1 protein-coding gene is annotated in these 383 nt (G+C 74.2%); it reads right to left on the bottom strand.

Going from position 1 to position 383, the window contains the following annotated elements; genetic code table 11:
* Positions 1-174: 174 nt before the first annotated feature.
* Positions 175-383: polyketide synthase dehydratase domain-containing protein (locus G3N92_RS34830; RefSeq protein WP_206131976.1), on the bottom strand; the 209-nt coding region annotated here is incomplete at its 5' end.

Genomic DNA, 383 nt, shown 5'->3' with positions numbered 1-383 from the left:
CGCACCGCGCCCGATCCGGGCAGCTCGCGGACATGCGCCCACATCCGCGCACGGGTCGGCGCGATCGCATCGAGCCGTTCGAGCGCGAACGGCAGCATCGCGGAACCTCGTCCGGCCGGCGCGGGCACTGCCGGGCCGAGCATGTCCGTCGTTGCGCGCTGCCCGCCCCGGCGCTCACCAGCTCGCGCGCAACGAGCACGCATGCAGGCGCACGCAGACGACGCCGGCCTCGTCGGCCAGATCGATATCCATCTTGCGCACCGCGCCCGATCCGGGCAGCTCGCGGACATGCGCCCACATCCGCGCACGGGTCGGCGCGATCGCATCGAGCCGTTCGAGCGCGAACGGCAGCATCGCGGAACCTCGTCCGGCCGGCGCGGGCA

Source organism: Burkholderia sp. Ac-20379, assembly GCF_017104645.1.
Classification (GTDB): domain Bacteria; phylum Pseudomonadota; class Gammaproteobacteria; order Burkholderiales; family Burkholderiaceae; genus Burkholderia.
Note: the sequence above shows the minus strand (reverse complement) of the source record. Positions and strands in the feature narration are given on the sequence as shown.